Here is a 26,356-nt window from a genome sequence, read left to right as displayed (position 1 = left end):
ATGCCAGGTCCGGCCAAGGGACTCACAATCCCACCGCTGTGATTCAGCGGTGGTTCATATGTTGTTCAACCCCGGACACTGTCGGTGGTCACAGCAGAACAGGCAGTGCGTGGATCCCGTTCAGCAGGAAGCCCGGCGGCCGGTCCGGCTCCACGTCCGGCTCGGCCAGGCGGAGATTCGGGAAGCGTTCGAACAGTACGTCGAACGCGACGCGGGCCTCGAGTCTGGCCAGCGGAGCGCCCAGGCAGTGGTGAATTCCGTGCGCGAAGGCCAGGTGACCGGTGTCCGGGCGAGTGATGTCCAGCTCCGCCGGGCGATCGACCTTGCGCGGATCGCGGTTGGCCGGCAGCAACGCGAACACGAGGACCTCGCCGGCCTCGATCCGCTCACCGGCGAGGTCGATCGGCGCCCGCGTCACGTAAGGGACGGTGACCTGGAGCGGACCGTCGTACCGCAGGAGCTCCTCGACGGCGGCCGGCAGCCGCTCAGGCTCGGCACGGAGTAGCGCGAGCTGGTCGGGGTGCTGGAGGAGCGCGTAGGTGCCGTTGCTGATCAGGTTCGAGGTCGTCTCGTGACCGGCCGACATCAGCAGGAAGATCATCGAGGTCAGCTCGTCCTCGCTCAGCCGGTCGCCGTCCTCCCGGACCGCGATCAACGCCGACAGGAGGTCGTCGGCCGGCTCTTTGCGCTTCACCTCGATCAGCTCCCGGATCAGGGCGACCGTCCGGACATTGACGTCGATGTACTCGTCCGGGCTGCGCAGATTCGCGTTCGCCGCGATCGTCGACCAACTGCGGAACGCTTCCCGGTGCTCGACCGGAATCCCCACCAGCTCGCAGATCACGGTGATCGGCAGCGGGTAGCTGAACATCTGCACGAGATCCGCACCGTCACCGGTGGCCGCGATCTCGTCGAGCAACTCAGCCGCGATCTCCCGGATCCGCGGCTCGAGCGCCTCGACCCGACGCCGGGTGAACGCGGAGGTGACGAGCTTGCGCAGCCGCGTGTGGTCCGGCGGGTTCGCCAGCAGCATGTGACTCTCGGTCGCACGCACCAGCTCCGCGGACACGAAGTCCCGGTGCGGACCCTCCATCGCCGACCGCACCACATCCGGATGCGCGAGCAGCGCCCGCGTCTCGGCGTACCCGGTCACGAGCACCACCGGTACGCCGGTGAACAGTGTCAGGCGAGTGATCGGCCCCTGATCGGCAAGCTCGGCGAACCCTTGCTGGCGGGCAGTTCCCTTGGGCAGAAGAAAAGGCTGCGTCACCCCAAAAGCCTACGTGTCACCCCAACCACCAATCCCCCACCGAGTGTCGCCTCACCTTGAGCACCCACCAACCACCCCCGCCCCACCCACATGGTCGAGCCGTGCTCAAAGCCCCCACGAACAACGACTTTGTGCACCCACCAACCATCCCCACCCCACCGATTTGGTCGAACCGTGCTCAAGGCGACCTTGGGCACGGATCGACCATCCCATCGGCGCCTCCGTGGTCGAGGCGTGCTCAAGGTGGGGGCGCGCGACGACCTTGGGCACGGGTTGACGGTTTCGGGGGCGCTCCGGTGGTTGATGCGTGCTCAAGGTGGGTTAGTGCTCTATTGCGCGACCCCGCAGGCGATCGAGGGTGAAGACGACCAGGACGGTGGCGGTCAGCAGCACGAGGGCTTCGGCGGCGGCGGTGAAGGTCTGGCCGCGGTCGGAGAGGGCGAAGATGCTGACGGGGACGGTTCGCCAGGAGGCTGGGTAGACCATGATCGTGGCGCCGACCTCGCCCATCGAGAGCGCTACCGAGAGACCGGCGGCCGAGGCGATGGCGGGGCGGAGCATGGGGAGTCGTACTTGCCAGAGGACTCGGGCCGGGGAGGCGCCGAGGGACGCGGCGACGTCGGCGTACGAGGGGTCCACGCGTTGGAGGGCGGCGGCGACAGTTCCGTAGCTGAAGGCGACCATCAGGACGAGGTGGGCGATCACCACGATCCACTTGGTGCCGTTGAGCAGGATCGGTGGCCGGGAGAAGGCGACGAGCAGGCCGAGGCCGACGACGACCGACGGTACGGCGATCGGCAGGTGATGCAGGGCATCCGCGACTCGCACCCAGCGGCTGCCGTGGGCCGCGAGCGCACCCCACGTGCCGACGACCACGGCGAGCAATCCGCCGAGGAAGGCGGTCTGCAGACTGACCGACAACGACGCGAGCTCGTCACCGGACAACGCCTCCTGCAGGTGCCCGGTGGTCGGGTTCGACGGCAGCACGCCGTTCCAAGAGCCGGCGAACGCGGCCGCGATCACCACCACGAACGGCGCCAGCACGAGTACGCCGAACACCACCGCGAACGCGATCCAGGTGACGGCCTTTCCAGGCCTAGTCCAGACGAGCACGACGACCTCCCAGAGCCTTCCGCAGCAACGCATACAGGCCGAGCGACAACACGATCTGTACGACGGCGATCGCGCACGCGGCCGGGTAGCCGAACATCACGATGCCCTTGGTGTGGACGAGCATCGGCAACGTGGTCGTGCCTTTCGCGCCGAGGAACAGCACGATGCCGAACTCGTTCAGCGTGAGCAGCAACGTGAGACTGCCGCCCGCGATCATCGCCGGGCGAACCTCGGGCAGCACGACCTGCCGCAGGACTCGCCACGGCCCGGCGCCAAGGCTCGCGGCGACATCCAGCTGGGCGCGCGGTAACCGGCTCATCGCGGCCAGCAGCGGCCGCATCACGAACGGCGTGTAGAAGGTGATCTCGGCCAGCACGACAGCCCAGGGCGTCGTGAGGAATCCACCGGTGCGCAGGATCCCCGCCGTACCGTAGATGAAGGTGAAGGACAGCGCGACCAGGAACGACGGCAGCGCGAGCATCGTGTCCACGAGACTGGCGACCACCCGCGCACCGGGGAACGGGACGAAGCTGATCACCACGGCGAGGAACGTCCCGACCAGCAGGCAACCGATCGTCGAACAGACCGCGACCTGCACGGTCCGGATCAACGCCTCGCGAAACTCGACCGACCCGAGCACGTCACCCCAGGCTGGCGCCGACTCGACCGCGACCAGTACCAACGGATAGACGACCAGCACCGCGATCAGCAGCAGCGGCGGGATCAGCCACCACGACCGACGCTCACTACGAGGTTGGTTGCTGACAGCAACCGCCGTACCGAGCACTCCGACGGCCATCAGCGGCGCTCCGCGGGAACCAGGCTGCAGGCCTCGGCCGGGAGCACCATCGACACCTGCGCGCCGAGCGCCGGTACCTGACGATCCGCCGGAAGATCGATCCGCACCGACACATCCGGGAGGCCGTCGACCGTGCACGTCAGCTGGTTGGACGCGCCACGCCACTGCGTCGCGATCACCCTCACCGGAACGCCGTCGGAGCCGAGCCGGATCGCATGCGGGCGGATGCAGAGCAGCTCCTTACCCGGCGTCGACCGCACGCCCGGCAACACATGACCGGCCACCTTGACGTCCTCGCCAACGCTCTCGACCGGCAGCAGATTCGCGCCGCCAAGGAACGAGGCCGTGAACGCCGACGGCGGAGTCGCATAGAGCTCGGCGGACGGGGCGATATCGACCAAACGCGCATCGCGCATCACCGCGATCCGATCCGCGAGCGCGAGCGCCTCGGACTGGTCATGCGTCACGTAGATGATCGCCACGTCCGGCACCTCGCGCCGGAGCTTCTGCAGTTCACCGAGCATGTCGGCGCGCAACTGCGCATCCAGCGCGGCCAGCGGTTCGTCGAGCAGCAGCACCTTCGGCTGGATCGCCAACGCCCGCGCGATCGCGACTCGCTGTTGCTGCCCACCGGACAGCTCGCGCGGGAACCTCTTCGCGTACGACGTCATGCCGACCATCGCGAGCATCTCGGCCACCCGCCGGGTCACCTCGGCCTTCGGCTTCCGCGCCGCCCGCAGCCCGAACGCGACGTTGTCCGCAACTCTTAAGTGTGGGAACAGCGCGTACTGCTGGACGACCACCCCGATCCCCCGCTTGGCCGGCGGGAGATCGGTGACGTCCTGACCGGCAAGCCGAATCCGCCCGCTGCTCGGCCGGACGAACCCGGCCACGGCCTTCAGCGCGGTCGACTTCCCCGAGCCCGACGGTCCGAGCAGCGCGACCGTCTCACCGGCCGCGACCGTCAGGCTCAGTCCCTCCAGCGCACACGTCCGGCCGAAGTGCACCGAGACGTCGTCGAGCTGGACAGTCATCCCTGGATCGCCTTGTTGTACGCGGCAACATCGGCATCGAGGTCAGCCAGTACGGCGCTCCAGTCCGGCGACCATGCCTCGACACCGGCCATCGACTTCTGCACAGCCTGGAAGTTCGCATCGGTCGGCTTCACATCGTCCCGGGCCGGCAGACCGAAGGCGTCACTCGCCAGTGTCTGCTGGGATTCCGTGGTCAGCAGGAAGTCCATCAGCTGCTTGCCACCGTCGGAGTTCGGCGCACCGGTCGCCAGGCCCATCACGTACGGCAGGGCGATCGTGACCTTCTTGCCGTCTGAGCCGGCGGGGAAGAAGATGCCGAAAGCAGATTTGTCGACAGAGATCGACGCCAGGTTCATCTGAACGTCGCCGTTGGCAACCAAGATCTCGCCCTTGCTCACCTTCGGCTGCAGCTTGCCGGTCGACGCCGACGGGCCGACGTTGTTCGCCTCCAGCTTGCGCAGGTAGTCCAGCGCGCCCTGCTTACCCATCAGATGCTGGAGCAGCAGCAGTACGGCGGTTCCGTCGCCCGCCTGACCCGGCGTCGAGTACTGCAGCTTCCCCTTGAACTTCGGATCCAGCAGCTCCTCGAACGACTTCGGCGTACCGGCCTGCTGGTTCGCGATGAAGCACAGGTAGTTGTTCGCGACGGCGACATAGTCATCCGCCTTCACACTCTTCACGTTCTCACTACCCGGTACGGCGTACTTCTGCAGCAGGCCGTCCTTGGACGCCTTCTGGATGAACGGCGGCAGGGTCACGACGACATCGGCCTGCGGATTCGACTTCTCCTTGGCCAGCCGGGACACCACTTCACCGGATCCGGCCTCGACGGTCTGGACCTTGATCCCGGTCTTTGCGGTGAACGCCTCGAAGCGGGTCCTGTACCAATCGGCCAGGCCGTCGGCGGTGTAGACGGTCACCGTCTTCTTCGCGTCGCTGCCGGTGGAGGCAGCGCCGGTGCCACCGCAACCGGCGATCACGGGGATGAGGAGTGCGGCGATGAGCAGGGGCTTGAGCTTCTTCACTGTTCCTGGCTTTCAGACGAGAAGGAGGTCCGGGAGGTCCCGGACCGACGAGAGAACGTGCGTCGCACCCGCGGCCTGGAGCTGATCCTTGCCATGGGCACCGGTGAGGACGCCGGCGACGATCCCGGCACCGGCCGCGATCCCCGTCGTCATGTCATAAGCGGTGTCGCCGGCCACGGCGACGTTCGCCACCGCGTCGGCCTTGAGGTCCAGCACGGCCCGCAGGACCATGTCGGGATACGGTCGGCCGCGACCGGCCTGAGCCGGGCACAGCGTGAGGTCGGCCAGCTCGCGCCAGCCGAGGGCGGACAGGATGCGCTGCTGCGTGGTCTGGGCGAACCCGGTGGTCAGACAGACCTTGATCCCCGCGTCCCGCAGTTGCCGGATCGCGTCTTCGGCACCGTCGATCGGGGCGCAATGACCTTCGTCGACCAGAGCGCCGTACGCGGTCTCGAAGGCTTTGTTCGCCTGCTGGGCGGCTTCCTCGTCGTTCAGCAGGGCACGGAAGACGGTGATCTTCGACTCGCCCATGGTGGCGCGGACATGGGCCAGCATCCGGTCGTAGTCCGGGCTCCCGAATTCGATGCCCTGGGCACCGATCGCGGCCGTGAACGCGCGCTCCACGAGCCCGTCGTCGGCGACCGTCGTACCGGCCATGTCGAGTACTGCCAGCTGAATCATCGGTCGATCTCCTCGAAGCTCATCTCGGCGATCGCCGGGGACATCGTCATGCCGCGACCGCCCGGTCCGGTGACGAGATGGACGCCGGACGCGACCTCACGCCGTACGACGATCTCGTCACTCGTCGCCTGCGAGTAGACGCCGGCCCAGCGCCGGGTGATCTTCGGCATCGGACGGCCGAGGATGTCCTCGACGGTCTGCGTCAGGTAGTCGTACGGGTCGGACTGGACATCGAAGCTGAACGGCTCCGCGTATTCGTGGGTGTCGCCGATGGTCAGCCCGCCGTGTGTGCGCTGAACCATCAGGAGCTGCATCGCGTGCTGCTGCGCGATAGTTGCCTGCGGCGCCAATGCGTCGACCGACGGTCCGCTGTACGCCGGGTAGTAGCGGAAGCTGTCCGCGTCCGCGACCGCGGTGGTCAGCGGTACGTCGAGGGGTTCGGTCTGCATCATCTGCAGCCGGACGCGCCGTACCGGCAGGTCGTCGGTGAGCTCGCGGATCAGGCCGCTGTGCCAGGCACCCGTGCAGAGGAACACCAGGTCGGCGGAGTGCGTCTCGTGGTGATCGTCGGTGATCTCGCCGCTGTCGACGGTCCGCACCTCTCTCCCACCGAGGAACTGGTAGCGCCCGGACTTCTCGAGCTCTAGGCGGAGTGCGGGCAGCACCTCACGGGGTTCGACGATCGCATCGCGCGCACACCACAACGCACCCTGCAACTCACCGCGCAACGCGGGGTTGCGCTCGCGCGTCTGCTCCGCGTCCAGCACCTGAAAGCCGCGCTGTACCGCGTCGGGGCGGGCCGCGGCCTCCTTCGCGACGGCCAGCTCCTCCTCGGTCCGGCAGACCGTGAGCGAACCGTGCGGCCGGAAGCTGATCCCGGGGACCTCCGCCCACAGGTCGCGGGCCCGTTGGGCGACGGCGATCTCCGGTCCGTCGGCCCGGCCGCTGACCCAGACGAGACCGAAGTTCCGCACACTCGCGCCGCGCGCGTCGGCTTCCCGCTCAATCTGGAGTACGTCGTGCCCTCGTCGTACCGCCTCGCGGGCGTGCATCGTCCCCAACACTCCGCCACCCACCACAACCACCCGCACCGGCATCTCCCATCACTCGACCTGACCCCAGATTGGTCCGGACCAATGAAGAGCCTGTGCGTCATCGGCAACCACCCGGTGAACCGCGAGCGAACGTTAAGGGCGCAGAGTGGCGCGGAAGCCGACGCGGTCGCCGCGGTAGAGGGAGCGGACGACCTCGATGGGCCGGCCGTCGGCGTCCCGGGTCTGGCGGTGCAGCAGCAGCATCGGCAACTGCTGGGTCGCCTTCAGCAGCTCGGCCTCGCGCGGTGAGGCGATCACGGTCTCGAGCAGCTCCTCGCCCTCGCCGAAGACCACACCGAGCTGATCGGTCAGACAGCGGTAGAGCGAAACCGTGGGGTCCAGGACCTCGCGCAGGGTCGGGAAACGCTTGACGGACAGGTACGTCGTCTCGAGCCCGATCGGCTGCTCATCCGCGAACAGCACCCGCTCCAACTCGAACACCGGATCCCCGGGCGCAATCCCCAACTGCCCGGCCAGTACGTCGTCCGCCGCAATCTCGTCGAACTTGACCACCTCACGCGCCGGCGTGTGCCCCTGCGCGCGCAACGCCTCGGTGTAACTCACCAGCGCCAGCGGCTGCACGATCTTCGGCGTCGCCACGAACGTCCCCTGGCCCTGCCGAGCCCGCAACCGCCCGTCCGCGATCAACTCCCGGATCGCCTGCCGCATCGTCCACCGCGACACCCCGAAGTCCTTCGCCAGCACCCGCTCAGGCGGCAGCCCGGCGCCTTCCCCCAGCTCCTCGACCAACTCGATCAGCCGAGTCTTGACCACGTAATGCAGCGGCACACTCACCAGCTGAGAATACCGGCGAAAAGAGTCGAGCCCCGGGTGGCAACCCGGGGCTCAGGCGGATGGATGGACAGTTGGCGGATCTCAGCTGCCGGACTTGCGCCGGAACTGGCGCTTCTGCTTGTCGTTGTGGGCTTCGCCGACGCCTTCCTTGCGGTTGCCCGAACCCGGGTGTGCCGCGTGGTTGGCGTTCTTCTTCTCCAGCGCTTCCCTGAACTTCTTCTGCAGATCGTCCGCCGGCTTGCTGGCCTTTTCGCTCATAACCGTCTCCTTCAAACCGTCAGGCGTACTGGCACACGCTATCCGAGTTCGAGCACTGTGAGCGACCGGATTACGGTCACACCCCCGCCGGACACCCCGGCTGCCCGCAATCGGTCCCCTCGGCGACCGCGCCGTACAGGTCGTGCTCGTACGCGAAGTGGAAGCAGTCCCAGTGCATGCGCTCGAACAGCTCGTAGTCCTCCCGGCTCCCCTCGACCGGTTTCCCGCACCGCATACACTCCTGCTCCTCCATTCCCGCAAGGTATCCCAGCCCGCGAAAATCCCCGGTGCCGCGGTCCTCGACGCTGTTAGGTTCTCGATGACTGGAGAGGAGCCGGTATGCCGGTGAGTGGTGAGGCGTTGATCGGAATCGCGCTGGTGGAACTCGGGCTGGTGGTGATGCCCGGACCGAACATGATCTACCTGATCTCGCGGTCGATCGCGCAGGGCCGCCGAGCCGGACTGACCTCGCTCGCCGGGGTCGGCGTCGGATTCCTGGTGTACTTGCTGGCGGCAAGCGCCGGTCTCGCGACGCTGTTCGCGCTGGTCCCGGAGATCTACGTGGTACTGAAGTTCGCCGGCGCCGCCTACCTCCTCTGGCTCGCCTGGAACGCCCTCCGCCCCGGCGGCAACTCGGTCTTCGCCACCCAGGAGCTCGAACCGGACAGCTCCCGCAAGTTGTTCGGCATGGGCCTGCTCACCTGCCTGCTGAACCCGAAGATCGCGATCCTCTATATCTCCCTGCTGCCGCAGTTCCTCGACCCGGATCGCGGTCACCTCGGCCTGCAGAGCCTGATCCTCGGCATGACCCAACTCGTGGTCGGCGTCGCGATGAACGCAGTCTTCATCATCACCGCCGGCTCGATCGCCGTCTTCCTCACCCGCCGCCCCACCTGGATGCGAATCCACCGCTACCTAACCGGTACGGCGCTCGCCGTCTTCGCCATCCGCCTAGTCACCGAACGCACCCGCCCCCTGGCCACCCCCTAATGCACGCCGGCCAGCTAGAAATCACCACCGCCCTCGTCGAGAACCTGATCCGAACCCAGTTCCCGTCGTGGACAGATTTCAAGGTCGTAGCAGTCCCATCCCACGGCACAGTGAATGCCCTGTTCCGGATCGGAGACTCCTTCGTCGCGCGGTTTCCGCTTCAGCCTGGTGATCCCGTGCGGGTTCGCCGGGAGCTTGTGGACGAGGTGGCGGCGGCTCGGCGGTTGCGGGCGATCTCGCCGTACCCGACTCCCGCGCCGATCGCCCTCGGGGAACCGGGCGACGGCTACCCACTCCCCTGGTCGGTCTACACGTGGCTCGACGGGACGACCGCGTACGACGCCGATGTCGCCGGTTCGGTCGGGTTCGCCGAGGACCTCGCGCGGTTCGTGCTCGCCCTCCGCGCCGAACCGACCGAGGGCCGCGTGTTCACGGGTTCCTGGCGCGGCGGCGTACTGACTTCACACGACGAGGACGTCGCCGACGGCCTCGAGCGCAGTCGCGGGATGATCGACGTCGACGCGCTGGCCAAGTTGTGGGCCACGCTCCGGGAGGCCCCGCGTACCGAGCCCGACGTGTGGACGCACCGCGACCTCATGCCCGGCAACCTGCTCGCCGCCGACGGCCGGCTGGCCGGGATCATCGACGTGGGCACCTTCACCGTGTCCGACCCGGCGATGGACCTCCAGCCCGCCTGGAACCTGCTCGACCCGGCACCGCGAGCAGCGTTCCGTACGGCGCTCGGCAGCGACGACGCGGAGTGGACGCGCGGCATGGGCTGGTCACTCGCCCAGGCCATCGGCTGTCTCTGGTACTACGTCGAGACCAACCCCGTCATGTCCCAAACCGCCCACCGCACCCTGACCGCCCTACTCACTGCCGCCTAGCCACAAACACGAACTCCCGCCCCGGCCGATCCGGCGCATCGCGCACTTCCTCGACCACGAATCCGTCCAGCGATACCTCATCCCGCTCCCGGAACCACAGCGTCGAATCCGAAGTGAGCACCGCACCATCCGAACTGAACACGTACGTCCCACGGAAGCTGACATACGGCAGCTCGACCCGAGTCAGCTCACCCCAGTTCCCCACCGTCTCGCCGCTGGGCAGCAGCACCTCCCGGTACGTCGTCTCGCGCGTCCACTCCGCCCACTGCTCCCAGGCCCGGTACGCCGGATCCCGCGTCTCGAAGACGAACCGCCCGCCCGGCTTCAACGCCGCTCGAACTCCGGCCACCGTCGCCGACCACTCCTCCTCGGTCAGAAAGACCTGCGCCACGTTCCCCGTCATCACGGCTAGGTCGACAGCCAACGGCGGCAGCGTCGTAGCGTCGCCATGCAACCAACGCACCCGATCCGCAAATTCCTTGCCTTTAGCAACCTCCAGCGACGCCGCCGCCGGATCCACTCCGATCACCTCGACGCCACGCCCAGCCAGCAAACACGCCAGCTCCCCGGTCCCACAGCCAACATCCAGAACCCGCTCAGCTCCGAACTCGACCACCATCGCCGCATACGGTTCCAGGTCGTCACGTGTCGCCGGCTCCAAAGCGTCGTACACCGGCGCCAGCCGCGGGTCCGCAAACAAGTTGTCAGCCATACCCACGCACGCTACCCACGGCGGCTACGACGTCGCACCCGTATATCGCCGCAACCCGGCCCGCCAAGCAACCCCCGCCAGCCCGCCCGCGACCACAGCGATAACCAACCAACCGGTTAGTTGTGCCACTCCCGCCCCGTTGAGCAGCGCCGACGAGGGCACCGCCGCGATCAACGCCAACGGAAAGACATAGGTCAGTGCGAACCGAATCGGCCGCGCGAACACATCCGTCGGATACCGCCCGAGCTGCCAAGCAGAGTGGTAGAACACGTCAAGCTGCAGCTTCGGCGCCCAGAACGCCAGGCAGGCCAGCAGCACACTCAACGCCCACGTCACCACGAGCGCGGCCCCCATCAACACCAGCCAGCTCAGTACACCTCCCGCACTCGGGTTCGTCGACGCAGAACTGATCCCCCACCCCAACACTGATGCGCCGAGCACACACTCGATCAACGCCAGCGGCGCAGACAACGACAGGCTCGCGAGGAACAGACTCGGCGCCGGCTGCAGCAGATAGCTGTCCAGCTTGCCGTTGCGAATCCCGTTGTCCGGGAACCACGAGAGATTCGGATCAATGAACGCCGACCGCAAACCGGTGATCAGTTCATACGTCCCGATCAACACCAGGAACTCCGCCTTCGACCACCCACCCACGGCATCGGTCCGCGTGAACACGATCAGTACGGCGGCGATCGTCGTACCGAGACCGGTGAACGCCAGGATCACGTCGAAGAGCAGGTTGATCCGGAACGCGACACTCCGACGCAACGACATCGAGAACCCAGCTCCGAACAGCCGCAGCAGTTTCACGATCCCACCGCCGTGTACCGCCGCACGCCGGCTCGCCACACCGCCGAGACCGCCACCACCAGAACCACCACCCAACCAAGTTGATATGCGAGCGAACCGTCGTACCGGCCGCCGGACGCGATCTCGGCCGGTAGCCCGTGCATGCCGTAGAAGGGCAGCGCCTCGGCGATCCGGGCCCAACCGTCGGGCAGCAGGCCGATCGGAGCCGCCGTACCGCCGAGCAGGAAGCCGAGCTGGCTGCCGAAGCCAACGACCGAGTGCACGCGATCGGTCCAGAACGCGGTCAGCGACAGCAGGAACGTGAAGAGAAAGATCAGTACGGCGGCCAGCGCGATCCCGGGAATCGCCAGCAACACGGATCGCCAGGCGAACGTGGTGTGCAGCGCGAACGCGGTCACCAGCACGATTGGTGCCCCGAGCAACGTCAGCCAGCCGCGGATCGCGAGGTTCTCCCCGAGGACGCCGAGCACGACCGGTTGCGGACGAAGCAGTTCGTGGCTGAGCGTTCCGTCGTACACGCGGTTGGAGAAGGTGTGCTGCTCGAACGACTCGGTCATCAGCGTGACCAGGATGATCGCTATGTAGTACTTCTTGATCGTTTGATCGTCCGGGTACACAGCTGACCAGATGAACAGACCGATCAGCGGCGCGATGACCGCTTGAACAACAAGTGTCAGCAGGAACCACCAAGCTCCCGACCACTCGAGCACCTGCTGCCGGATGCGGAAGGTGAGCAGGGTCAGCGTTCTCATCACACGCCTTCCCGGTAGGCCTGATCGATGACCTTCTCCAGCGGCGGTTCCTCGACGGCCAGATCGAGTACGTCGCCGCTCCGGAGCAGCTCGGCCGTCGTCTGCGCGACCTCGTCCCGCGGGACACGCAGGTCCTGTACGCCGTCCCGCGTCGTGATCCGGATCAGCTTGTACGGCGAGAGCCGGGCGGACAGTTCGGCGAGCGGACCGTCGTACCCGATCCGGCCCTGGTCGATCAGGATCAACCGCGGGCACAGCGATGCGACGTCGGCCATGTAGTGGCTGGTCAGCAGCACGGTGGCGCCGTTGGTCGCGACGTACTCGGCGACGAACTCGCGAATCTGACCGCCTGCGGTGACATCGAGCCCGATCGACGGCTCGTCGAGGAACAGCACCTCGGGCCGGTAGATCAACGCCATCGCGAGCCCGACCCGCATCCGCTCGCCGAGACTGAGCGCGCGGAGTTGCCGGTCCAGTTGCAGGTCGAGGAGTTGCTGGAGTTCGTCGAGAGTACGACGGAAGTCGGGGCGCGCGACGTCGTACAGGAGCCGTTGGTATTCGAGGCTGTCCATCACCGTCAGCTCCTGCGAACCGCCGACCGGCTGACTGCCGCGGACGAACGCGATCCGCTTCAGGAACGCCGACCGCCGCTGCCACGGGGTGTCGCCGAGCACGCTGACGCGACCGGCAGTCGGGTGCAGGATCCCCGACAGGATCTTCATCGTGGTCGTCTTGCCGGCACCATTCGGCCCGATGAAGCCGACGACCTCACCCGGTTCGATCGTGAACGACACCTGATCGAGCGCCTGCACCGTCTTGTACTCGCGGCGCACCAGCGACCCGAGAGCAGCCCGCAACCCACCCTTGCGCACGGGAGCTCGATAGGACATGGCGAGCTCATCCACTTCGACAACAGTCATCCAGCGACCGTAGAAACAAAACACCACACTTGATGTCTTATTTAGCTGGCATAGTTCGTCGCATGCGCGCCGAGCGGCTCCTGCGACTCCTCCTCCACCTGCAGACCCGCGGCCGCTCCACGGTCGCCGACCTGGCCGCCGTACTGGATGTCTCGCACCGAACCGTGCAGCGCGACCTCGACGCCCTCTCCCTCGCCGGCGTCCCCGTCTACTCCACCCGCGGCCGCGGCGGCGGCTGGTCCCTGCTCCCCGACTACCGCAGCCGCCTCACCGGCCTCACGCCGTCCGAAGTCATGTCCGTCTTCGTCGGCGCCACCGCCCACGTCCTAGCCGACCTAGGCCTGGACGTCTCCGCCGACCAGGCGGTCCTGAAGCTCATCGCCACCCTCCCCGACGCCTCCCGCCGCGACGCCGAGTACGCCCGCCAACGCCTCCTGATCGACCACGCCGGCTGGGACGACCGCGGCAGTGTCACCTCTTTTCGGCCCCGCTGGCTGGACCTCTGCCGCCAAGCCGTCTGGGAAGAACGCACCCTGGAAATCACCTACGCCGAAGGCACCACGCCCTTCCCCATCGCCCCGCTCGGCCTGGTAGCCAAAACCCGCACCTGGTACCTAGTCGCCGCCCGCCCCGCCGGCCACCTCCGCACCTACCGCCTAAGCCGCCTAACCGCAGCCACCCTTTTGAGCACGACCTTCACACGTCCCCCCGACTTCGACCTAGCCACCTACTGGCACCAGGCCCAGCAAGCCCTCAAAGCCTCCCGCCCCTCCTACCTCATAGTCCTCCGCGTCCACGAAGACTCCCTCCGCCGCTTCCGCCCCACCACCCCACCCATCCCCGCCGGCAACGGCTGGTGGATCATCCACGCCGACCTCGAAAACCCCGCCGAAGCCACCGCCACCGTCCTAGCCCAAGCCGGCACCGCCATAGCCCTATCCCCACCAGCCCTAGTAACCGCAGTCCGAGAAGCCGCGCAATCTCTCACCACCCTGCACCCCGACTAGCCGGTCCTACTCCAGGAGGAATTCGGTCTCGTCCGGGATGTCGGGCTCGGGCGGGAGGGTGCGGACCCAGATGTTGACGACTGTGGGTGGCAGGTTGAACGAACCGCCGGTCGGGCTCTGGTCGGTGACGGTGTTCTCCTCGGCGGGGCTCGTCCACTCCCAGACGGTCTTCACGCCATAGCCCTCGGCCCGGAGCGTGTTGAACGCGTCGACATGCGTCATGCCCACCACACCCGGTACCCCGAAGAACTGTTCATTCTTCGCAAACGCCCGCCGTACCACGAACCCCTCCGGCAACCCCAGATTCAACCGCGCCGCCGCCTCGTCCAGCACCTCGACCAGCCGGACCTGCAACGCCGAATCCGTCACCCGCCCGACAACCTCAGCCAGCCCACCCAGTTCCTTGAGCTGCCCCTTCAGAACGTCATCAACCTCAGGCTCCAACTCGGCGTACAAGTCATGACAGACCTCCTCGCCATCCGCCCCGAGATAACAAAACCGCCAGTACGACTCAGACATGACTCCCCCTGCCTTTGAAAGGACGATGCCTCGAGTCTTCGCGGCAAGCTTCAGCCAACCTTCAGAACGGTCATTCGGTGGTGCCGGCGCGCAAGGCCGCCCAATGGCGGAGGCGTTCGGTGATCTGGGATTCGTAGCCGTTGCGGGTGGGCTTGTAGTAGGCCTCGCGATCCATTCCCTCGGGGAAGTAGTCGGCTCCGGAGAAGCCGTCGGTGGTGTCGGGGTCGTACTGGTAGTCCTTGCCGTAGCCGAGGTCCTTCATCAGCCGGGTCGGTGCGTTGAGGATGTGGGCCGGCGGCATCAGGGAGCCAGTGCGCTTGGCGGACCGGTGTGCGGCGCTGAAGCCGCGGTAGACCGCGATCGACTTGGGGGCAGTGGCGAGATAGACGACAGCCTGCGCGATCGCCAGCTCGCCCTCGGGAGAGCCCAGCCGCTCGTAGACGTCCCACGCCGCGAGTGCCGGCTGAACTGCGTGCGGGTCAGCCATGCCGATGTCCTCATTGGCGAAGCGGACGAGACGACGCGCCACGAAGAGCGGGTCCTCGCCACCGTCGAGCATGCGGGCGAGCCAGTACAGGGCCGCGTCCGGATCCGAGCCGCGCATCGACTTGTGCAGCGCGGAAATCAGGTTGTAGTGGCCCTCCTGCGCCTTGTCGTACAGGGGTGCACGTTGCTGGACGAGCCGGGTGAGCGCGGTGGTGTCGAGTGGCTGCACGGTGGTGGCCAGGCCCTGGAGCTGTTCAACCATGTTGAGCAGGTAGCGGCCATCGCCGTCTGCCATGGCAGTCAAGGCATGACGTGCGGTCTCGTCGAGTGGCAGCGGGCGGCCGGTGAGCTCCTCGGCACGCTCGATGAGCGACTCCAGCGCGGCCTCGTCGAGGCGCCTGAGGACGAAGACCTGGGTGCGGGAGAGGAGAGCGCCATTGAGTTCGAAACTCGGGTTCTCCGTCGTGGCTCCGACCAGGACGATCGTGCCGTCCTCGACGTACGGCAGGAAGCTGTCCTGCTGGGCACGGTTGAACCGATGGATCTCGTCGACGAACAGCAGCGTGCCCTGTCCGACCGTGCGCCTCTGCTGGGCCGCGGCGAACACCTTCCGCAGATCGGCGACCCCCGCGAAAGTGGCCGAGACAGGCTCGAAATGGAGATCGCTGCGATCGGCGAGCAGCCGCGCAATCGTCGTCTTACCGACTCCGGGCGGTCCCCACAGAACCGCGGAGACCAGCCGTTGCTGGGCAACCATCCGACCGAGCGGAGCGTCGGGAGCGAGCAGATGTTCCTGCCCGACAACCTGGTCAAGCTCCGTCGGCCGCATCCGATCGGCCAGCGGCCGATGCGGTGCATCCTCGAACAGCGGCAGAGTCGGTTCCATCAGACGCCCTTGTGCGCCGGCAAGCCGCCGACCACCAACTCATAGGAGTGCTCCACCGCATCCACCACCATCTGCTCGGTGACTCCCACCCCCGGCCCCACCGAGATCCAGTGCCGCTTGTCGAGGTACCGGCCCGGCGTGATCGACGCATACCCGCGCTGCAGCACCTCGCCGTACTCAGGTTCGCACTTGACCGTGACGATCGGATTGTCCGGATCGTCCGTGACAATCAGAAACACCTTCCCGGCGACCTTGTAGACGTCGAGCGAATCGACGAAGGGCCGGCTCTCACTGATCCCCGGCAGAGCACTGGCCGCGCCCCGAGCCGCGCGCTGAAGCCGCTCCCCCGCCGTACCCATCGATTCCGCCATGGTTCCATCCTGAACCACACCACCGACAGTCGGTCTGTAGGCTGCGGACACGTGATGGTCGAGAAGCGACAGGTCCCGCTCTACGGTTTCCAGCCGCCGGTCGGTACGCCGTACGGCCTGGAGGTGACCACGCTCGAGGACTTTCACGCCCAGCACGCCGACTGGCCGTGGAACCCAGCGGTTCCGGGCCGCGCCACCTTCCACTACATGATCCTGGTCACCGAGGGTGAACTGCGGCACGACGTCGATCACGTCACGAGGGTCGTCGGCCCGGGCGAGTGGCTGTGGGTGCGGCCGGGACACGCCCAGTGCTGGCATCAGCCCGGCACCGCCCGCGGTCCTTTCATCCTGTTCGAACCAGACGTGCTGCGCTCCGACACGGCCGGCCTCATTTCCGCACTCACCGCGCACGACGCTCCCGCCGTACTGGCTCCGCATCCGGACGACCGCGCCTGGCTGCACCAGACGGCCCTTCAGTTGCTGGACGAACACCGCGCACTGGGACAGCGTCCGCTCGCCGTGCACCACGCGCTGCGGCGCAGCCTCCTGGAGGCGCTGCTGCTGCGCCTCGCCCGCTCCGCAGACGCCTCGCCCAATCCGGTACGCCGGGATACCCACGACCGCTTTCTCGACGCCTTGGAACTGCACTTTCGCGAACTCCACCGGGCCAAGGACTACGCCCTGTTGCTCGGCTGCTCGGTGCGCACCCTGAGCCGAGCCGTTCAGGACGCCACCGGCAAGGCGGTACGAGAGGTGATCAACGAGCGGCGCCTGCTGGAGGCACGCCGCCTCCTCGGCGACGCGCAATGGACCCCGCAGGCGACAGCCGCCCACCTCGGCTTCACCGACACCGCCAACTTCGGCCGCTTCTTCCGTCAGTACGCCGGTCTCACGCCCGGCGCCTATGCGGCTCGCAACGCGACGCCGTGACGCGGGAGCTCCTTCGGTCGATCAGTTGCCAACCACAACGACATGCTTGCCCGGCGTCGTACCGGCCTCGATGTCGGCGTGGGCATCGCGCACTTGTTCCAGGCCGTAGTAGACCTTGGCGACCGGGACCTGGAGCCGACCGTCGGCGATGGCTTGTAATTGCTGCTGGAACACCGAGGCGGGCAGGTCGGTGGCGTCGCCCGCATAGCTGGTCAGCCGCACCCCGCTCGGAATCAGGAAGGGGCTGAAGTCAGGCAGCGTCCAGGCGCCGGCGAGGGCTCCGGTGAAGCAGACCGTGCCGTACCCGCGCACGCATCCGAGCGTGTCAGGCAGGACCGAGCAACCCACGAGTTCCAGCGCGGCATCCACGCCGTCCGGGGCAATCTCCCGAACCTTCGCGGCGATCGTTCCGTCGTCCACGACGGGGTGGTCGACACCCATCGCCCGCAGTTCGCCGATCCGGCCGGCAGCACGCGTGGTGGCGATCACGGTGGCCCCGAGGTCCTTGGCCATCGTCGCCGCGCTCAGCCCCACTGTCGACGTACCGCCGCGAATCAGTAACGTCTGACCGGCCTCCAGCCGCAGACCCTTGACCAGCGATCCATACGCGGTCTGGAACATCTCCGGCAGCGCCCCGATCACATCCCACGGCAAGCCGGACTCGAACGGAATGACCTGCCCCACCGGCACCGCCACATACTCGGCATACGAACCGTCGAAGGACCGCCCCATCCCGCCCATCATCGTCGCCACCTGCTGCCCCGGCCGCAGCCCGCTACCCGCCGGCGCCTGCTCGACCACCCCCACACCCTCAATGCCGGGGATCCGCGGGTAAGTCACGTCCCTGTCCGACTCCCCCTTGCGCGTGGTGACTTCAGATTCGTTGACCCCGAACGCCATCACCTTGATCCGCACCCACCCGGCTCGCGGCTCAGGCATCGGCACGGAGGTCAGCCGAAGCGCCTCCAGCCCACCAGTCTCCGTGACAACAACAGCGCGCACAGGTCTTCCCTCACTGGGTCGGTTCGTCGGACATCTCCATCCTGATCCCGATTTCGACCCACCAGGCAGTTGCCCGCGGACACGTGATGGTCGCCAGGCGACAATCACTCCATCAGCTGTACGGCGCCTCGTCGTACGGCGATCCAATCCGTCTCCGGCACGCGTGAGCGGGCTCGGGTCAGCCAGCCGGCGCGGTCGCGGTGTTCGCTGCGGAGTTGCGTGAGATCCAGCGCTATGCCGGGTGGCGGGGACGCCTCGACCTCGGCGATCCGGGCTTCCATGGCATTCATCAGCGCAGCATCGAGATCCTCGATCGCGGCAACGAAATCAGCGACGGCGACCGTCGTCCTGAGAGCTCGCGGCTCGGCGAAGTTGGCCGGCGCATCCCAATCAACGGTGATCTGATCGCCACTTCGCCAGCATCGCAACGACGGCGACTCGCGAAGATACCCGAAGTACACAGACCGCGAAGCCCACCACTCCATCGCCGCATCGGCCGCCTCGGACTCGGTGTCGTTCCAGCCGCTGTCATCAGATTCGACAAACCCCACCAGATCAGCCGGCACCCGCTCAACCGCCGCCGGCAGCACCGCGAGCAGATCCTCCCAGAACCGCACCACGTAGTAGTCGACGTACGGGATCTCATAGTCAGCCGCAAACCTCAGCAGCCGAACGCCCCCGACCTCAACCCAATACCACCCCTCAGTCAACCCGAACCAATGCAGACTCGGCGTATCACCACCCCACGGCGCGACCTCCCCCACCGGGCGAAGCTCAAACCCGAACCGAACCAAGGAAACCCCAGACGTCACGGCTCGATTCACCGCCTTGGCGCTCACAGGGCAAGCTCGCTCAGGGGACTTCTAGCCGCTTCGAAAGCCTCCTGGAAACGACTCAGTTCCCGCTTCGGTACGCCGTTGCCGGTGGCAACGCGTTGCCAATCAGCGGTGGCGTCGAGCACCTCCCGGATGATCTGCCGAGCATCGGCGGGCGTGACCCGAAACGATTCTGCGTAGGTCATCAGGCCGTCGACCTCATCCTCGCGCCGATGCGCTCCGCCGATGCCGGTGACTCGTTGCGCGCCCCCATCCGGATTTGGGTTCACGTCGAAGATCGGTGACAGACGCCAACCTGCTGTGCCATCCCGCAAGAAGCCATGGTTGCGCAGGTGATCGTCGGTATTGTGAATCGCGATCGAGAAAGCGATCCGACGCCACAACTGGCGCAGGTCGGCACTGGTGCGAGAACTGAACTCTGTCAGGGTCTCGGCTACCTCTAGGTAGTCACCGGGACTGCCATCCCGTCCTTCGACCATCGTCATCGCGCTCATGTACCCGATGCGTCGACCATGGTCTCGGTCGAAGCGTTCCAGAAGGAGAACCGTTCTGTCATCGACCGAGATGGTCTCGCGACGCGGGGCATCGATTCCCGCACGCTCGGCCAGATCCAGTGCGGTCTTCTCCCACGCCATCACATCCCATTCATCGCTGTGATGCGGGAACTTGGCGATGAGCAGCCGGCCTTCGTCACGAACCGACGCCTTCGGACGGGCACCTCCCAGCGATCCGGATCCGGCATCGAGAAGATCCTTGATGGCCAACATGTCATCAGCGTCTTGAGCCACGTGATCGGCCGCTCGAAGCAGTCTCGGTAGCTCGATGAGTTTGGGGACGCTGAGATCAGGATGGACGAACTGACCTGCAGGCTCCTGACGGAAGCGCAAAGCGCCTTGACGTGTCAGATCGCTGACTCCCAACAGATAGTCGACGTCACCTGTAGAAGGAGGCGTTCGACCTTCGCGCAGCGCCTGGACTCGTATCGACTTCGAGATGAGGTTCTTCCCCCACCTGTCAGGCGAGCAATCAGCAAAGGCGCCAGGCAGCCCGGACGGCGCATAGTTGCCCTTCAGCAGCGGCATCGCGGGATCAATCGCGTAGGCGCCTGGCCGCGCCAGGTAGTCCTCGGAGTATCGGAACGAGGTCGAGACCATCCCTTGCCGACGGGTGAAGTAGGCGGTCCCGGCCTCGATTGTCTGGCCATCCAGCTCCACGCTCACGAAGACTGCGTCGCTCAAGGCCTGACTCTTTTCGGAAGGGTCGTGTCGGCACGAGCGCGGCCGATGTCGGTTTCATAGGGATCCAACGCGTCGACGACGCGGTCGAGAGTGCCGAGGACCCGCGCGACGTTGAGGAAGACCGCGAACCCCACCGTGGTCTCGCCCTTTTCCAGCCGACGCAGGGTGTCTCTCGAGATCCCCGCTCGATCTGCGACTTGCTCCGCCGTCAGGCTCTGCAGCTTGCGCCAGGTGGTCAGGTGCGCACCGATACGCTGAGCACTGAGCCGGGTCCTGGCAGGCACGGAACTTCTAGGCATGGCCACCTCATCACTTAATGACGACTCTGTGCGTCATTATATCCCTTAATGACGACTCTGTCGGCCCTTAATCGATGATGCGATCAGAACCGGCCGCTGTCCACGAACGAAGACAACGAGGATGTGTCTACGAACGAAGACACAGCAACGACCGACGAAGGCCGGGCTACTCCAGGAAGTCTTGGACTGCCTGCGCGACAGGCTCGTTCGCACCGTCGGCATCGCGGAACTCCGGGCAATCGACGCTGGCCTCGGCGACGATCGATTCGGGTCCGTCAGCTCGCTCATCGCGCCATGTGAAGGCACCAACCCGCGCACGGCGTTCCCCGTCGGCCAACGTGGGCCTGTGCGTGGTCGGCGAGTGTGGCGAGTGGGCGGTCGAGTGTGACCTCCGTGCCGTTGTCCATCGTTTACCGGCGGCATTCTCCCCACAGTCGAGGCGGTGCTGCTCGTGGTGGCGCGGCGAGCGAAGCCACTGTGCCGAAGGGGTGACCTGGGGTGAGGGCGGACCGCCGGCACTCACCAAGTCTGGGTGGGCTGCTGGGTTCACGCTCAGCGCGAGCGGCCAGGAGTGGTCAGGCGCGGGTTGGTGAGTGGCACAGGTCCGCCCCATCCCGACTACCGGCTCAACACCATGCGTCGTTCAGACATCGGTCCCGCGTGCGGCCTGTGGGCGCTCCGCCGGCGTTCAGCCCGGATCGCCTTGCGTGCTTGCGCCGCAGGCGCCAAGAGGCTGTCGCCGCCGGAGGCGGTGTCCTTAGACGTTGAAGCGGAATTCGACTACGTCGCCGTCTTGCATGGTGTAGTCCTTGCCTTCCATGCGGACTTTGCCGGCGGCGCGGGCGGCGGTCATGGTGCCGGCTGCTACGAGGTCTTCGAAGGAGACGATTTCGGCTTTGATGAAGCCGCGCTGGAAGTCGGTGTGGATGACGCCGGCGGCTTCGGGGGCGGTGGCGCCGCGCTTGATGGTCCAGGCTCGGGCTTCTTTGGGGCCGGCGGTGAGGTAGGTCTGGAGGCCCAGGGTGTCGAAGCCTACGCGGGCGAGGACGTCGAGGCCTGGTTCGTCGATGCCCATTTCGGACAGCATTTCGCGGGCTTCGTCCTCGTCGCCGAGTTCGACGAGTTCGGCTTCGAACTTGGCGTCGAGGAAGATGGCTTCGGCGGGGGCTACCAGGTCGCGCATCTGCTGCTTCAACGGTTCGTCGGCGAGTTCGTCGGCGTCGCAGTTGAAGACGAAGAGGTAGGGCTTGGCGGTCATCAGCATGAGTTCGCGGATGGCGTCGCGGTCGACGTCGGTGGCGATGATCGGCGTACCGGCCTCGAGGTGTTTCTGGGCGGCGCGGACGGCTTCGAGGGTGACCGCGGCCTCCTTCTTGAGGCGGGTCTCCTTCTCGAGGCGCGGGATCGCCTTCTCGACGGTCTGCAGGTCGGCGAGGATCAGCTCGGTCTGGATCGTCGAGATGTCGTCGACGGGTGAGACCTTGCCGTCGACGTGGGTGACGTCGTCGTCGCGGAAGACGCGGGTGACCTGGCAGATCGCGTCGGACTCGCGGATGTGGCTGAGGAACTTGTTGCCCAGGCCCTCACCCTCGGAGGCGCCGCGGACGATGCCGGCGATGTCGACGAACTGGACGGTGGCCGGGATCACCTTCGCGGAGTTGTAGAGCTCGGCGAGCTTGCCCAGGCGGGCGTCCGGTACGCCGACGACCCCGACGTTCGGCTCGATCGTCGCGAACGGGTAGTTCGCCGCGAGCACGTTGTTCTTGGTCAGCGCGTTGAAGAGCGTGGACTTGCCCGCGTTGGGGAGCCCGACGATTCCGATGGTGAGTGCCACGGGCGTCAAGAGTACGCGGGTGGAGGCGGTTGACCCCAATTCAGATCAGGAAGGACTCCAACTCGGCGCCGTACCAGCGTGAAGTACGGCCGAGTGAACGCATGCCGAGGCGGTGGCAGACGGCGAGCGACGCGGCGTTGTCGGGGCGGACGACCGCGTAGATCTGGGCCAGGCCGGCCTTGAATCCGTGGCCGATCGCGCCTCGGGCCGCCTCCGTGGCCAGGCCGCGGCCCCAGGCGTCGGGGTGGAAGTGCCAGCCGACCTCCACCTCGCCGCGCGCCGCGGTCCCGTCGGAGGGATCCGGCAGCGGGACCAGCAGCACGGTCCCCGCGACCGTGTCGGTCGCTCGCTCGTGCACGGCCCAGATCCCGTACGTCGGGTCCTGGTTCCGCTCGTTCCAGCGGTCGATCACGCGGTTCGCGGTATCGCGGTCGGCCATCACCTTCGGGTCGGCGCCGAGCCAGCGCGCGACCTCCCAGCGCCGGTAGATGTCGAACACCCGGTCACCATCGGCGGGCGCCCAGTCCCGCACGAGCAACCGGTCCGTTTCGTAGACCACCTTCGGTTCCATGGGCTCCTCCCCTTGCCGATCATTTATCCGGACCGAACCAGCCGGGGGCAAGCGACGTCTCCAGTCTGTGACCAGTTGGCGAAAGCTCGTCCCGGAACGCTCACGCTTCGTGTTCGGCTGCGTGCAGTTCCTGCGGTTCGGTCTGCTCGAACTGGTCTCGTGTCTCTTCCCGGCGTTCCTCTTCGCCGGTCTCGCGATCTCCAAGTACGTCGAGCTGCCGATCGCCCGGTACGACGCTCTGCTGATCTACTGCCTTGTCCTGACGCTGGGGTTCTGGGTCGTGCGACTGGAGACGTGGCGGGAGGTCGCCGTCATCTTCGGGTTCCACCTGGTCGGTCTCGCGCTGGAGATCTTCAAGGTCCGGATCGGGTCGTGGCAGTACCCGGGTGACGCGGTCACCAAGGTCGGCGGCGTACCGCTGTTCGCCGGATTCATGTACGCCGCGGTCGGCAGCTACATCTGTCAGGCCTGGCGGCGGTTCGATCTGCGGGTCAGTGGTTATCGCCCGGTCGCGACCACGATCCTCGCCGTACTGATCTATGCGAACTTCTTCACGCATCACTGGATCCCCGATCTGCGGATCCCGATCGCTGTCGCACTGCTGGTCGTGCTGCGCCGGACGTGGGTTTTCTTCACGGTTGGAGTACGGCGTTATCGGATGCCGCTGGCGTTGTCGTTCGGGCTGATCGGGTTCTTCTTGTGGATCGCGGAGAACTTCGGCACGTTCCTGGATGCGTGGAACTATCCGGACCAGGTGGATGTGTGGCGACTCGTTCATCCGGCGAAGTTCGGGGCGTGGGCGTTGCTGGTCAGCATGAGCTTCGTACTGGTCGCGAGTGTCAAGGCACTCGAGGGCAGGCTCTATCACCGCGGAGTGCCGGCAACGGTTGCGACGCCACGTGCGACCGGGGTCACACGACACGCGAATCCCGCTGATCGTGAAGGCGCTGAGACCTCACCGCAACACGAAGATGCCAACCCTGGAAGGGGTTGAGGCGTCTCTTGGATGTGAGGCTCCTGAGGGGGAGCAACTGGGGAACATCCGCCTGCTAGAGAGGGAGCATCATGTCCCGAAAGTTCGCCGCATTCATCGCGACCGGGGTGGCGCTGGTCGTCGTCGCCGGTGCGTTGCTGGTCCTGGCGCTGGGACACGAACGCCAGCCACATCCGGCCGCCGCGACCACACAGACGTCACCGCCGCCGCCGAACAACGCACCGGCGAGTGAGCCGTCGGGGCAGCCGACGCAAACGCCGAGCAGCCCGCCGCCGTCGACGCCGGGCAAGCCTGCTGATGACCCGACCGCGAATCTGGTGAAGGGTAAGAACAAGAAGGTGTTGTTCTTCAGCTTCGACGACGGGCCCGATCCGTACTGGACGCCGAAGGTCCTTGAGGTGCTGGCGAAACACAACGCCCACGCGACCTTCTTCCAGCTCGGCAACATGGAAGCCGCGCACCCGGGGCTGCGCGAGCAAGTGCTTGCCTCAGGCAACGCTATCGGCAGTCACTCGATCTCGCACCCGCAGCTGACCGCGATCTCGGCGGCCGAGCGGCACCGGCAGATCTTCGACGGACCGAAGTCGACGTGCTTCCGACCGCCGTACGGCGCGACGAACCCGAAGGTGCGCGCGGATATCAAGGCGGCCGGCATGGTCCAGGTGCTGTGGGATGTCGACCCGCGGGACTGGGCCCGGCCGGGTGTGAACGCGATCGTGCAGAACATCATGAACAACGCGCACAACCACAACATCATCCTGATGCACGACGGCGGTGGTGACCGCTCGCAGACGGTCGCCGCACTCGACAAAGCACTCACCCTGCTGGCGGCGAAGGGCTACTCCTTCCTGGCCATGGACTGCAAGCAGCCGTAAGCAAGATGCTCTCGACAACCGCCTGACCTCTGATGGGGTCAGGCGGTTCGCGTTTCAGCCGGCTTGGGGTGGGGCTAGGGGTGGGCGGTGTTCGGGGTCTGGGAGGGGCCAGCGGCGGATGGGTTCTTGGTCTTGGGCTACTAGGAATTCGGGGGCGGTGAGGGGGCGGACTGAGGCTTCTATGGATTCCATGGCGGTTAGTTCGGCTTCGGTGACGTGGAGGTCCCTCAGTTTGCGGGCGGTGATGAAGACTCGGCGTTCGAAGGAGCCGACTGTGCCGTTGTAGGCCTCGACGGCTGAGGTGAGGGAGCGGCCTACTCGGCCTAGGTGGTCGCCCATGACGGAGAGGCGGTCGTAGAGTTCGCGGCCTAGTTCGAAGACCTGTTGGGCGGACTCGGTGAGGGCCGACTGGTTCCAGGCGTAGGCGGCCGCACGCAGGGTGGCGATCAACGTGGTGGGGGTTGCGAGGATTACTCGGCGCTCGGCGGCGTACTCCAGGAGGGAAGGCTCGACGTCCAGGGCCGCGGACAGGAAGGACTCGCCCGGCACGAACAGGATCACGAACTCCGGTGACGGCGACAGTCGCGTCCAGTACGCCTTTGCGGACAGCTGATCGACGTGGATGCGCAGATGCCGGGCATGGGCGCGCAAGCGGTCCTCGCGGAAGTCCGGGTCGTCGGACTCGGCCGCCTCGAGGAAGGCTGCCAGCGGGACCTTGGAGTCGACGACCAGGTTCTTACCCTCGGCAAGCCGTACGACGAGGTCCGGGCGCAGCAGGCCTTCTTCACCAGAGCCGGAGGTGGTCGTCTGCTCGGTGAAGTCGCAGTGCGCGACCATGCCGGCCAGCTCGACCGTGCGCCGCAGGTGCATCTCGCCCCAGCGGCCGCGGACCTGGGGTTTTCGGAGCGCGGTCGACAAGGACGCAGTCTCGCGGCGCAAAGCCTCGCCGCTCATCCGGACCTCGTGGACCTGTTGGTGCAGTTGGCTCTGCCAAGCCGCCCGGCCTTGCTCCAACTGATTCAGCTGGGCGTGCAACCGGTCGAGCGCTTCCTTGACCACAGCCTGGCCGCCCATTTGCTGGCCGACCGCCGTCCGCTCCTGGGTCAGCTCGACGACCCGATCCTCGGCCGCATCCCGCTCGGCAGTGATCCGGGCGAGCGCGGCGCCATCGCGGCCGCGCGCCCAGAGCACTCCGCCTGCCGCTCCCAGCAGTAGACCCACCACCAGGAACAACAGCACCAGTAATACCGTCGCGCCACTCATGTCACAGATGGTGCCGGACACCACCGACAGTTTTCGTTCACCTCCCTTAATTCCTTCCCCGCCCCACCGCCCCGATCCCCGGTGTGGTCCGGCAATCTGTGGAAA

Annotated in this window: 30 protein-coding genes; 6 read left to right on the top strand and 24 right to left on the bottom strand. The window is 66.6% G+C overall.

Annotation, left to right across the window (positions count from 1 at the left end; all coding sequences use genetic code 11):
• Nucleotides 1-88 precede the first annotated feature (88 nt).
• From ACFTSF_RS17440 to ACFTSF_RS17395, 10 genes are all read right to left on the bottom strand, one after another.
• Complete coding sequence (locus ACFTSF_RS17440; protein WP_380154710.1) at nucleotides 89-1,270, bottom strand: cytochrome P450; 1,182 nt, start codon at nucleotides 1,268-1,270, stop codon at nucleotides 89-91.
• A gap of 321 nt (nucleotides 1,271-1,591) precedes the next feature.
• Nucleotides 1,592-2,383 carry an ABC transporter permease gene (locus ACFTSF_RS17435; RefSeq protein WP_380154709.1) on the bottom strand — a complete coding sequence of 264 codons (792 nt, stop codon included), beginning with the start codon at nucleotides 2,381-2,383 and terminating at the stop codon, nucleotides 1,592-1,594.
• A complete protein-coding gene (locus tag ACFTSF_RS17430) occupies nucleotides 2,367-3,182 on the bottom strand; it encodes a 2-aminoethylphosphonate ABC transporter permease subunit (protein WP_380154708.1) in 816 nt (271 codons plus the stop codon). Before ACFTSF_RS17430 ends, ACFTSF_RS17435 begins: the two co-directional genes overlap by 17 nt.
• Nucleotides 3,182-4,216, bottom strand: a complete 1,035-nt coding sequence (locus ACFTSF_RS17425; protein WP_380154707.1) for an ABC transporter ATP-binding protein — start codon at nucleotides 4,214-4,216, stop codon at nucleotides 3,182-3,184. The genes ACFTSF_RS17430 and ACFTSF_RS17425 overlap by 1 nt, the downstream gene beginning before the upstream one ends.
• Nucleotides 4,213-5,241 carry a 2-aminoethylphosphonate ABC transporter substrate-binding protein gene (locus ACFTSF_RS17420; protein WP_380154706.1) on the bottom strand — a complete coding sequence of 343 codons (1,029 nt, stop codon included), beginning with the start codon at nucleotides 5,239-5,241 and terminating at the stop codon, nucleotides 4,213-4,215. The genes ACFTSF_RS17425 and ACFTSF_RS17420 overlap by 4 nt, the downstream gene beginning before the upstream one ends.
• 12 nt (nucleotides 5,242-5,253) lie before the next feature.
• The gene (locus ACFTSF_RS17415; RefSeq protein ID WP_380154705.1) at nucleotides 5,254-5,922 is read right to left on the bottom strand and encodes a phosphonatase-like hydrolase; all 669 of its coding nucleotides are present in this window, start codon (nucleotides 5,920-5,922) and stop codon (nucleotides 5,254-5,256) included.
• Entirely contained in the window at nucleotides 5,919-7,013 is a 1,095-nt protein-coding gene (locus tag ACFTSF_RS17410) for a TIGR03364 family FAD-dependent oxidoreductase (RefSeq protein WP_380154704.1), read from the bottom strand. Before ACFTSF_RS17410 ends, ACFTSF_RS17415 begins: the two co-directional genes overlap by 4 nt.
• Nucleotides 7,014-7,109: 96 nt before the next feature.
• Entirely contained in the window at nucleotides 7,110-7,811 is a 702-nt protein-coding gene (locus ACFTSF_RS17405; protein WP_344151725.1) for a GntR family transcriptional regulator, read from the bottom strand.
• Nucleotides 7,812-7,892: 81 nt separating this feature from the next.
• Nucleotides 7,893-8,069: a DUF5302 domain-containing protein gene (locus ACFTSF_RS17400; RefSeq protein WP_165952829.1), complete on the bottom strand. Its 177-nt coding sequence runs from the start codon at nucleotides 8,067-8,069 to the stop codon at nucleotides 7,893-7,895.
• 76 nt (nucleotides 8,070-8,145) lie between these two features.
• Nucleotides 8,146-8,322: a hypothetical protein gene (locus tag ACFTSF_RS17395; RefSeq protein WP_344151720.1), complete on the bottom strand. Its 177-nt coding sequence runs from the start codon at nucleotides 8,320-8,322 to the stop codon at nucleotides 8,146-8,148.
• 86 nt (nucleotides 8,323-8,408) lie between these two features.
• Here ACFTSF_RS17395 and ACFTSF_RS17390 point away from each other — a divergent pair, with 86 nt between their 5' ends.
• Nucleotides 8,409-9,059: a LysE family translocator gene (locus ACFTSF_RS17390; RefSeq protein WP_380154703.1), complete on the top strand. Its 651-nt coding sequence runs from the start codon at nucleotides 8,409-8,411 to the stop codon at nucleotides 9,057-9,059.
• The gene (locus tag ACFTSF_RS17385; protein WP_380154702.1) at nucleotides 9,059-9,946 is read left to right on the top strand and encodes an aminoglycoside phosphotransferase family protein; all 888 of its coding nucleotides are present in this window, start codon (nucleotides 9,059-9,061) and stop codon (nucleotides 9,944-9,946) included. The genes ACFTSF_RS17390 and ACFTSF_RS17385 overlap by 1 nt, the downstream gene beginning before the upstream one ends.
• On the opposite strand, the gene ACFTSF_RS17380 is transcribed toward ACFTSF_RS17385, so the two are convergent.
• From ACFTSF_RS17380 to ACFTSF_RS17365, 4 genes are read right to left on the bottom strand one after another with little or no spacing between them, the layout of a single operon-like run.
• A complete protein-coding gene (locus ACFTSF_RS17380) occupies nucleotides 9,933-10,658 on the bottom strand; it encodes a class I SAM-dependent methyltransferase (protein WP_380154701.1) in 726 nt (241 codons plus the stop codon). The genes ACFTSF_RS17385 and ACFTSF_RS17380 overlap by 14 nt on opposite strands.
• 24 nt (nucleotides 10,659-10,682) lie before the next feature.
• A complete protein-coding gene (locus ACFTSF_RS17375; RefSeq protein ID WP_380154700.1) occupies nucleotides 10,683-11,468 on the bottom strand; it encodes an ABC transporter permease in 786 nt (261 codons plus the stop codon).
• Nucleotides 11,465-12,220, bottom strand: coding sequence for an ABC-2 family transporter protein (locus ACFTSF_RS17370; RefSeq protein ID WP_380154699.1), 756 nt, complete (start codon nucleotides 12,218-12,220; stop codon nucleotides 11,465-11,467). Before ACFTSF_RS17370 ends, ACFTSF_RS17375 begins: the two co-directional genes overlap by 4 nt.
• Nucleotides 12,220-13,140 (bottom strand): ATP-binding cassette domain-containing protein, encoded by a 921-nt coding sequence (locus tag ACFTSF_RS17365; RefSeq protein ID WP_380154698.1) that lies wholly within the window; start codon nucleotides 13,138-13,140, stop codon nucleotides 12,220-12,222. The genes ACFTSF_RS17370 and ACFTSF_RS17365 overlap by 1 nt, the downstream gene beginning before the upstream one ends.
• A gap of 62 nt (nucleotides 13,141-13,202) precedes the next feature.
• On the opposite strand from ACFTSF_RS17365, the gene ACFTSF_RS17360 reads away from it, so the two are divergent.
• Nucleotides 13,203-14,147: a helix-turn-helix transcriptional regulator gene (locus ACFTSF_RS17360; protein WP_380154697.1), complete on the top strand. Its 945-nt coding sequence runs from the start codon at nucleotides 13,203-13,205 to the stop codon at nucleotides 14,145-14,147.
• Nucleotides 14,148-14,153: 6 nt separating this feature from the next.
• On the opposite strand, the gene ACFTSF_RS17355 is transcribed toward ACFTSF_RS17360, so the two are convergent.
• The 3 genes from ACFTSF_RS17355 to ACFTSF_RS17345 all read right to left on the bottom strand — a co-directional run bounded on the left by ACFTSF_RS17355 (nucleotide 14,154) and on the right by ACFTSF_RS17345 (nucleotide 16,409).
• A complete protein-coding gene (locus ACFTSF_RS17355) occupies nucleotides 14,154-14,666 on the bottom strand; it encodes a PASTA domain-containing protein (RefSeq protein WP_380154696.1) in 513 nt (170 codons plus the stop codon).
• A gap of 70 nt (nucleotides 14,667-14,736) precedes the next feature.
• Nucleotides 14,737-16,038, bottom strand: coding sequence for a replication-associated recombination protein A (locus tag ACFTSF_RS17350; RefSeq protein ID WP_380154695.1), 1,302 nt, complete (start codon nucleotides 16,036-16,038; stop codon nucleotides 14,737-14,739).
• The gene (locus ACFTSF_RS17345) at nucleotides 16,038-16,409 is read right to left on the bottom strand and encodes an MmcQ/YjbR family DNA-binding protein (protein WP_380154694.1); all 372 of its coding nucleotides are present in this window, start codon (nucleotides 16,407-16,409) and stop codon (nucleotides 16,038-16,040) included. Before ACFTSF_RS17345 ends, ACFTSF_RS17350 begins: the two co-directional genes overlap by 1 nt.
• Before the next feature lie 54 nt (nucleotides 16,410-16,463).
• On the opposite strand from ACFTSF_RS17345, the gene ACFTSF_RS17340 reads away from it, so the two are divergent.
• Entirely contained in the window at nucleotides 16,464-17,339 is an 876-nt protein-coding gene (locus tag ACFTSF_RS17340) for a helix-turn-helix domain-containing protein (RefSeq protein ID WP_380154693.1), read from the top strand.
• A 21-nt stretch (nucleotides 17,340-17,360) separates the two neighbouring features.
• Here the strand turns inward: ACFTSF_RS17340 and ACFTSF_RS17335 are convergent, their stop codons facing one another.
• The 6 genes from ACFTSF_RS17335 to ACFTSF_RS17310 all read right to left on the bottom strand — a co-directional run bounded on the left by ACFTSF_RS17335 (nucleotide 17,361) and on the right by ACFTSF_RS17310 (nucleotide 23,119).
• Nucleotides 17,361-18,341 (bottom strand): zinc-binding dehydrogenase, encoded by a 981-nt coding sequence (locus ACFTSF_RS17335; RefSeq protein ID WP_380154692.1) that lies wholly within the window; start codon nucleotides 18,339-18,341, stop codon nucleotides 17,361-17,363.
• Nucleotides 18,342-18,445: 104 nt separating this feature from the next.
• Nucleotides 18,446-19,153 (bottom strand): DUF5984 family protein, encoded by a 708-nt coding sequence (locus tag ACFTSF_RS17330; protein ID WP_380154691.1) that lies wholly within the window; start codon nucleotides 19,151-19,153, stop codon nucleotides 18,446-18,448.
• 23 nt (nucleotides 19,154-19,176) lie between these two features.
• Nucleotides 19,177-20,415, bottom strand: a complete 1,239-nt coding sequence (locus ACFTSF_RS17325) for a type II toxin-antitoxin system HipA family toxin (RefSeq protein ID WP_380154690.1) — start codon at nucleotides 20,413-20,415, stop codon at nucleotides 19,177-19,179.
• Nucleotides 20,412-20,714, bottom strand: coding sequence for a helix-turn-helix domain-containing protein (locus tag ACFTSF_RS17320; RefSeq protein WP_380154689.1), 303 nt, complete (start codon nucleotides 20,712-20,714; stop codon nucleotides 20,412-20,414). The genes ACFTSF_RS17325 and ACFTSF_RS17320 overlap by 4 nt, the downstream gene beginning before the upstream one ends.
• 757 nt (nucleotides 20,715-21,471) lie before the next feature.
• Nucleotides 21,472-22,548, bottom strand: coding sequence for a redox-regulated ATPase YchF (ychF, locus tag ACFTSF_RS17315; RefSeq protein ID WP_380154688.1), 1,077 nt, complete (start codon nucleotides 22,546-22,548; stop codon nucleotides 21,472-21,474).
• A 40-nt stretch (nucleotides 22,549-22,588) separates the two neighbouring features.
• Nucleotides 22,589-23,119 (bottom strand): GNAT family N-acetyltransferase, encoded by a 531-nt coding sequence (locus ACFTSF_RS17310; protein WP_380154687.1) that lies wholly within the window; start codon nucleotides 23,117-23,119, stop codon nucleotides 22,589-22,591.
• A 67-nt stretch (nucleotides 23,120-23,186) separates the two neighbouring features.
• Here ACFTSF_RS17310 and ACFTSF_RS17305 point away from each other — a divergent pair, with 67 nt between their 5' ends.
• Both ACFTSF_RS17305 and ACFTSF_RS17300 read left to right on the top strand, forming a co-directional pair.
• Nucleotides 23,187-24,113 (top strand): DUF817 domain-containing protein, encoded by a 927-nt coding sequence (locus tag ACFTSF_RS17305; RefSeq protein WP_380154686.1) that lies wholly within the window; start codon nucleotides 23,187-23,189, stop codon nucleotides 24,111-24,113.
• 71 nt (nucleotides 24,114-24,184) lie between these two features.
• Entirely contained in the window at nucleotides 24,185-24,988 is an 804-nt protein-coding gene (locus tag ACFTSF_RS17300; RefSeq protein WP_344151623.1) for a polysaccharide deacetylase family protein, read from the top strand.
• Between the two features lie 54 nt (nucleotides 24,989-25,042).
• Here the strand turns inward: ACFTSF_RS17300 and ACFTSF_RS17295 are convergent, their stop codons facing one another.
• Complete coding sequence (locus tag ACFTSF_RS17295; RefSeq protein ID WP_380154685.1) at nucleotides 25,043-26,251, bottom strand: DNA recombination protein RmuC; 1,209 nt, start codon at nucleotides 26,249-26,251, stop codon at nucleotides 25,043-25,045.
• Nucleotides 26,252-26,356 lie beyond the last annotated feature (105 nt).

The sequence above is a fragment of the Kribbella sp. NPDC056951 genome (assembly GCF_042674205.1).
GTDB classification, from domain to species: domain Bacteria; phylum Actinomycetota; class Actinomycetes; order Propionibacteriales; family Kribbellaceae; genus Kribbella; species Kribbella yunnanensis.
Note: the sequence above shows the minus strand (reverse complement) of the source record. Positions and strands in the feature narration are given on the sequence as shown.